Source organism: Trinickia sp. (genome assembly GCF_035492435.1).
GTDB lineage: Bacteria > Pseudomonadota > Gammaproteobacteria > Burkholderiales > Burkholderiaceae > Trinickia.
Window position 1 is genome coordinate 1 of sequence record NZ_DATJJF010000091.1, and the last position, 7,409, is coordinate 7,409.

The 7,409-nt window shown below is 61.0% G+C and carries 8 protein-coding genes; all 8 read right to left on the reverse strand.

All coding sequences use genetic code 11. From position 1 onward, the window contains the following. Window positions 1–378, reverse strand: a 378-nt coding sequence (locus VL598_RS06465) for a gluconate 2-dehydrogenase subunit 3 family protein (protein WP_325325872.1), incomplete at its 3' end; no start/stop codon positions are given. A gap of 125 nt (window positions 379–503) precedes the next feature. Beyond that, window positions 504–2,123, reverse strand: coding sequence for a methyl-accepting chemotaxis protein (locus tag VL598_RS06470; RefSeq protein WP_325325878.1), 1,620 nt, complete (start codon window positions 2,121–2,123; stop codon window positions 504–506). A 425-nt stretch (window positions 2,124–2,548) separates the two neighbouring features. Next, entirely contained in the window at window positions 2,549–3,262 is a 714-nt protein-coding gene (locus VL598_RS06475) for a dienelactone hydrolase family protein (RefSeq protein ID WP_325325873.1), read from the reverse strand. A 114-nt stretch (window positions 3,263–3,376) separates the two neighbouring features. Beyond that, window positions 3,377–4,510 (reverse strand): alpha-D-ribose 1-methylphosphonate 5-triphosphate diphosphatase, encoded by a 1,134-nt coding sequence (locus VL598_RS06480; protein WP_325325874.1) that lies wholly within the window; start codon window positions 4,508–4,510, stop codon window positions 3,377–3,379. Window positions 4,511–4,568: 58 nt separating this feature from the next. Further along, entirely contained in the window at window positions 4,569–5,321 is a 753-nt protein-coding gene (gene phnL, locus VL598_RS06485; RefSeq protein WP_325325875.1) for a phosphonate C-P lyase system protein PhnL, read from the reverse strand. A gap of 23 nt (window positions 5,322–5,344) precedes the next feature. After that, entirely contained in the window at window positions 5,345–6,115 is a 771-nt protein-coding gene (gene phnK, locus VL598_RS06490; protein ID WP_325325876.1) for a phosphonate C-P lyase system protein PhnK, read from the reverse strand. Further along, the gene (locus tag VL598_RS06495) at window positions 6,112–7,044 is read right to left on the reverse strand and encodes an alpha-D-ribose 1-methylphosphonate 5-phosphate C-P-lyase PhnJ (protein ID WP_325325879.1); all 933 of its coding nucleotides are present in this window, start codon (window positions 7,042–7,044) and stop codon (window positions 6,112–6,114) included. Before VL598_RS06495 ends, phnK begins: the two co-directional genes overlap by 4 nt. 11 nt (window positions 7,045–7,055) lie before the next feature. Further along, window positions 7,056–7,409: carbon-phosphorus lyase complex subunit PhnI (locus tag VL598_RS06500; RefSeq protein ID WP_325325877.1), on the reverse strand; the 354-nt coding region annotated here is incomplete at its 5' end.

Sequence of the window (7,409 nt, forward strand, 5' to 3'; positions counted from 1 at the left end):
ACGCGGCGTGAGGTTCATCTGCAAGCCGAACTCCGGCTTTGCGTCAGGATGAAACGGCCCCTGCGAATAGCGCAGCTTGCCGTGGCCGTAGGGCGTCTCCATCTGGCGATCGATGTATTCGGGCACGTTCGTTTCGACCGCACCGGGACCGTATTGGTCGGAAGGGATGAGACGATCGAGCGCAGCGTGCAAAAACGTCCACTGCGCAGGGTTAAAAAACGTCGGCTGATACTCGGGGGCACCCCCGCTGGCTTGCGCCACCGCCGACTTATCACAAGCGCTTTCGGTGACGGCGGCGCCGGAGGCGAGCGTCGCAGTAGGCACGACGGCGAGCATCTGGCGCAAGAAGCGTCTGCGCGGTTCTTTGTCTTGAGTCATGGAGTCGTTGCGATGAGAACACCACTGCATGGCAACCCAGCGAAACGTTAGCGCCGGGTTGCCGATGGCCACGCCTTGCACATCAGCCCGAAGCGCTGCGGGCCGGGCCGTATGAAAGGCGCTTCTTAAGCGAGGAATGGCTCGGCATTCGCCGAAACCGCGATCGTCGATGCCGCGATAGGAACAGGCTGCACAAACCGGTCCGAGGCGGGCAGCTTGAAGAGGGCCGCGGTTTGCTCGAGTGCCCGAGCCTGCTCGAACAACGACTGCGCAGCCGCCGACGCCTCTTCCACCAGTGCGGCGTTTTGCTGCGTGACCTGATCCATTTGATTGACGGCCTGCGCGACTTGCGTGATCCCTTGAGTCTGCTCCTGCGAAGCAGCCGAGATTTCACCCATGATGCTGTTGACACGCGTCACGGCATCAATGATCTGCCCCATCGTCCGACCCGCTTCTTCCACCTGCGCAGAACCGGTCCCGATCCGATCGACCGAATCGACAATGAGCGCCTTGATGTCCTTCGCCGCCGACGACGAGCGCTGCGCGAGCGCACGCACTTCGCCAGCCACGACCGCGAATCCGCGCCCCTGCTCGCCCGCGCGCGCAGCTTCGACAGCTGCGTTGAGCGCGAGGATGTTCGTTTGGAATGCGATGCCATCGATGAGCGCGATGATTTCGGAGATCTTTGTCGACCTTTGGCTGATTTCGCTCATGGTGCCAATGACGCGAGAAACGACCTCATGACCCTGACGCGCAATGTCGGATGCATTGGTGGCAAGCGCGCTGGCCTCGCGGGCGCTGTCGGCGTTTTGCTTGACGGTGCCCGTCAGTTGCTCGGCGCTGGCGGCCGTCTCTTGCAGCGATGCCGCCTGCGATTCAGTACGAGCCGAGAGATCGGCGTTGCCCGCCGCGATCTCGCGACTCGCGCCGGCAATTGCGTCGCTTGCGGTACGCACGCTCGAGACGGTGCGCGTGAGACTTTGCTGCATGCTTGACAGACCTTCAAGCAGGCGCCCCATTTCATCGCTTGAAGCAATCTCGATGCGATGACGAAGGTCGCCGCCCGAGATCTCGGAAAAGTGCTGCAGTGCCTGGCGGACCGGTCCCAGAATGGCACGGCGCAGCGCCACCCAACTCCAGAGCGCAGCCAACACGCCCACACCGATTGCGATGATCGATCCCGCGAAGAACAAGTTGTAATTTCGCCCGGCTTCTTCGTAACCTTGCTTCGCCACACCTAGCTGATAACTTTTCAAGGCGTCGGCGGCACCTTGCATATGCGTATATATCGTTCCGACTACAATCGCTTGCGCCGCGATCTGGTCGTGGTCCGCCTGTTGGATCGTCGTCTGGAACTTTGCAATTTCATCGTGCGTCTGCTTCAACAAATCGTTCGTAGCATCGGCAAGACGCCCTTCTTCGGCGTCATGAGGCAACTGCAGATAGTGATTCCAAGCCTTGGTCGCGGTTATCCGGACGTCATCAGTTCTCGAGTACATCAGTTTTGCGTCGGCGGAACCCGGCGCGATCGCGGCTCGATCGAGCGATGTACGCTCCCGGCCGACGTTGACTACCATGTCGCTGATATCGAGCGTTTTCACCAACTGCACAGCATAAACCTGCCGATTGGCCTCGTTGCTGTTGTGCATGCCGATGAGACCCACCAAACCGACACCAATCAACAACGCGCTAAGCAGTGACATTGTGAGGCCGAGGCGGCCATTAATCGAGAGAGCCGAGAACATAGAATCCTGGGACAAAGTGGATCGGTGTACCGTCGGCTATTACGGCAAGGCACGCAAATAACTTGAGCGATTTTTGAATTTATTCGCTTTCGTTTTCGTTATTTGTAATAACTCGACTTATGCTCACGCGACAAATGCGACTGCAAATGCGGCGCCTCGGATGCGGGTCTTGCGGGGAGTGACGATAAGCGAGAAACGCTTTAGGCATCGGGGGCTCGAGAGAGCACACGACCGGCGATCTGGGTTGACGTTGGCCAGCGCCGCTTCAGCCGGACGGCTGGTGCAAGACTTTGATTGAGGTTGGCCCCTCATGACCTGAGGGGCCTTCTTTCGTTGTTACTACGAAAGATTGCGGTGCTTTGTGGCGCCCGAGCGCCCGATACGGCGCGTGCGACAGCTACACCGAGCGCTACTCACGCGGCGTGTCACGCCTTGGACCAGAGCGTGCGTCCAAAGAACGTCAACGTGCGATCCCAGGCGAGTTCAGCCCACGCCGGATCGAATTGCGTGGCAGCAATGCGGCCCGCTCCGACAGCCGTCTCATTGGCAAAGCCATGATGAGCGAGATAGCGGTGAAACTCCGTGTTGACGCCGCCGTCCTTGAGCTTCGTCTCGAGCTCGTCGACCTTGTCCAACGTGAAGAACGCATCCTGCGTCGCCCAGTGCGCCTGCACCGGCACCTTGATGTTCGCGGGATTGATGTATTCGAGCGGAGGGAAACCGTACCAAACCACGCCCGCATCGAATTCGGGATTCGCGTTGAGCGCCAACAGCGTCAACGCGCCGCCCATACAAAAGCCCGTCACGCCCACGCGTGCCGAGCGGGTCTTCAAGTACTTCACTGCGCCCGCGATGTCTTGCGTCGCGGCGTCCGCGAAATCGAGGCCGGTCATCAAGTGATGCGCCTCTTCTTCTTCGACGGTGGACTTGCCGCGATAGAGATCCGGAACGAGCGCCAGGTAACCAGCGCGCGCGAGGCGATCTGCCACGCCGCGGATCTGGTCGTTCAATCCCCACCATTCCTGAATGACGACGATCGCGGGTGCCCCTTCGAGCTTTTCCGGTTCAGCCAGATAACCACTTACTTCCTGACCGTCAGGACGACGAAAGGACACCATTTTGCCTACGCTTTGCTTCATGACCACTCTCCAGGGATTCGAAAGATGCATCGAAGAACGGCAATGCCGCATTCGATCACCCCTGGATTATGGTTCAACTCTCAGAAGCGTGCCGCGAGACGATCTCGATGCCGATTACGCCACACGTGCACCGAGCACGTACGTCGCACGCGGCACGGGCAATGCGCCGCTCACACCAACACGCACGAAATCGCCGCGCAACCCGACTTCGATTGCGCCACGGTCGGTCAAGCCGACCGATTTCGCCGGAGACCACGAGACGGTCGCAATCGCTTGCGGCAACGACCATCCTGCATCGCGCACGAGTTGGAATGCGGCCATCATGAGGCTCGATGGCACGTAATCCGACGAAAGAATGTCGAGCAGCCCTGCCTTCGCCAACTCGAGCGCCGACACGTTGCCGGAATGCGAGCCACCACGCACGACATTGGGTGCCCCCATAATCGTCGCGAGTCCGTTCTCGCGCGCCATACGTGCAGCGGCTATCGTCGTCGGAAACTCGGAAATCGCGATGCCGTCGTCCACGGCTTCCTGCACGTGCTCAACTGTCGTGTCGTCATGGCTTGCGACTGCGATGCCAAGCGTCTTGCAGCGATCGACAATGCTGCGTCGATGCGCCTCGGCGTAGCGCGCCTGCATCTCCGTCAGATCGATCAACGCTGCCGCCATCTTCTCATCGGTCCACTTGCCGTTGCGCTCCTGATACTGGCGCCACTTCGCAGGGTCGTGCCACTGACGCTGACCCGGCGTGTGATCCATCACCGAGGCAAGCCGCAGCAGGGGATGGCTGCCCAGCTCGTCGAAGAGATCGATGACGTCCTTGGTGCCGACCTCGCAACGCAGGTGCAGATAATGATCCGCCCGCAACATCTTGTTTTCCGACAAGCGATCAAGCGCCGACACGGCATTGCGATGCAGTTCGCCGCCGCGCAAGCCCGCGTCGGTGCGCGTGCCGATTGCGAGGGAATCGAAGACCGTCGTGATACCCGCGGCCGCAACCTGCGCATCGTGAATCACGAAGGCCGCCTCGACGTTCCACAGGACGCCGGGGCGCGGCGCCAGATGCTTTTCCAGATTGTCCGTATGCAACTCGACGAGACCGGGCACCAGATAATCACCTTGCCAGTCTTCGGCATCGGCCGCGTCCGTCGTGCCGCGCGAGACATCGGCGATAAGCCCGTTGTCGATGCGCACTACCCCGACAAATTCTTCCTCGCGCGTGACGATGCGCGCATTCTTGATCAACATCGTGCTACTCCGTTTCCACTAGGGAGGGTTGTTGCGTCAGTCCGGTGTGCCGGGGTGCCTACGCGAACGCAGGCGTTTCCACGGGTTCGAGCTCGAGGCGGCGTGTGGCGACCTGCTCGCGCGTCGCTTCATCGTGAAAAATACCGACGATAGCGGCGCCACGCTTACGCGCCTCGACAATAATTTCAGAAACGATGTGACGGTTCGTCGCATCGAGCGATGCGGTTGGCTCGTCGAGCAACAGCACCGGATGCTCGGCGATCAGTCCGCGCGCAATGTTGACGCGCTGCTGTTCGCCGCCCGAGAACGTTGCCGGCGCCAGCTGCCAAAGCCGCTCGGGGACGTTGAGCCGAGCGAGCCACTCGCCCGCGCGAGCGCGTGCCGCATCCACTTCAACTCCACGCGCGATGAGCGGCTCGGCAACGATATCGAGCGTCGACACGCGTGGAATCACGCGCAAAAACTGGCTCACATAACCGATCACGTCGCGACGCACGCGCATGATGTCATGCGCGCTCGCGCCCGTGATGGACAGATACCGTTGCTCGCACGTATCGTCGCGCAGCTGGATCGATCCCGCGCTTGCCAGATAGTTGCCATAGAGGCAGCGCAGCAGCGTACTTTTTCCGGCGCCAGACGGCCCGACGAGCGCGACGCACTCGCCGCGCGACACGTCGAGGTCAACGCCCGGCAAAGCCGGAATGGATTGGCCGCCTTGCGTATGCAACACGAACGTCTTCGCGATGCCCCGCGCACGCAGCATCAGCTTGTCGTCGCGCACGAAGCTCGTGTCGATCGATTCGCCATTCATTGAGGACTCCTCTCTTTTTTCAATCAGACCGGCAGCACGGACGACACGAGCAACTGCGTGTACGGATGCTGTGGGTCGTCGAGCACCTGATCGGTGAGGCCTGATTCAACCACGCGGCCGCCTTGCATCACCATCAGACGGTGTGCGAGCAGACGTGCCACGCCGATGTCGTGCGTCACGATTACGCACGCAAGATGTAATTGAGCGGTGAGCGTGCGCAACAGATCGAGCAAGCGCGCCTGCACCGACACATCGAGGCCCGCCGTCGGCTCGTCCATCAGCACAAGCCGGGGACCGGTGACGAGATTGCGCGCGATTTGCAGACGCTGCTGCATGCCGCCCGAAAACGACGAAGGCCGATCGTCGATACGCTTTGCATCGAGCTCGACGCGCTGCATCCAGCTCGCCGCCGTCTCGCGGATCGCGCCGAAATGGCGGGCACCGACTGCCATCAGCGGCTCGCCGATGTTGCCGCCCGCCGAGACGGCCATACGCAGCCCGTCGCGCGGATTCTGCTCGACGAATCCCCATTCCGTGCGCATCAGACGCCGGCGCCGCGGCTCAGAGAGATTCAGCAAATCCAACGATTCGCCATTCGCGTCCCTGTAAGCGAGGCTGCCCGACGACGCCCCCACGCGCAAAGCGACAGTATTGAGCATCGTCGACTTGCCAGAACCGGATTCGCCGACAACGCACAGCACTTCACCAGGATAAAGATCGAAGCTTACGTTTTCGCAGCCGATCCGCTCGCCGTAGCGTGTCGTGAGCCCACGTGCACTCAACAACGGAGTCATGCTCGTTCCTCCTGGATTTCTGCGCCCGTAGTCACGGTTGCCGCGCCGTTTTCGGCGGCCTCGCGCTTCGCGAGTTGCTCCCCGCAATAATCGCTATCGGAGCAGACGAACATCCGCTTGCCCGCGTCGTCGACGATCATTTCGTCGAGGAAGCTGTTGCTCGATCCGCAGATCTCGCATGAGTGTTCCCAACGTTGAATCTCGAACGGATGGTCGTCGAAATCAAGACTGCGCACGCTGGTGTACGGCGGTATGGCGTAGATCCGCCTTTCGCGCCCTGCCCCGAACAGTTGCAGCGCGGGGTTCATATGCATTTTCGGATTGTCGAACTTCGGGATAGGCGACGGCGCGGTCAAGTAACGGCCGTTGACGACCACCGGATAGTCGTAAGTGGTGGCAATGCTGCCGTGCTCCACGATGTCCTCATAAAGCTTGACGTTCATCAAACCATAGTCGGACAACGCATGCAGCTTGCGGCACTCGGCAAGACGCGGCTCGAGACGGTAGAGCGGCTCCGGCATCGGCACCTGGTAGACGAGAATCTGTTTATCGGTGAGCGGCGTTTCCGGAATACGGTGCCGCGTCTGCACGATCGATGCCTCTACCGTGCGCGTCGTCGTCTTCACGCCTGCCGTGCGCGCAAAGAAGCGGCGGATGTTGACCGCGTTGGTCGTCTCGTCCGAGCCCTGATCGATCACCTTCAGCGTGTCGTCGCGCCCGATGATGGCCGCAGTGACCTGGATGCCGCCTGTGCCCCAACCGTAGGGCAGCGGCATTTCACGCGAGCCGAACGGGATCTGATGGCCCGGTATCGCCACAGCCTTCAACAACGAGCGCCGAATCATGCGCTTGGTCTGCTCGTCGAGATAAGCGAAGTTGTAACCTTCGACGGTGGCATCGGCCTGGGCCGATTCATACGATTCATGCATTTGGCGCGCGTTCATGCCGCGTCCTCCTCTTGCCCGTCCGAGCGCGTGGCCGGGTGATTGGCACGCAGCCGACGCACCAGCTCAAGCTCGGACTGAAAGTCCACGTAATGCGGCAGCTTCAGATGCTGCACGAAACCGGACGCTTCGACGTTATCGCTGTGATACAGCACAAATTCAGCATCTTGCGCGGGCGCCTCGACCGGTTCGCCGAGCTCTTGCGCGCGCAACGCGCGGTCGACGAGCGACATGGCCATGGCCTTGCGCTCCGAGTGTCCGAAGGCCAGCCCATATCCCTGGGTAAAGCTCGGCGGCGCCTTTTGGCTGCCGGCGAATTGGTTGATCATCTGGCATTCTGTGACGTCGAT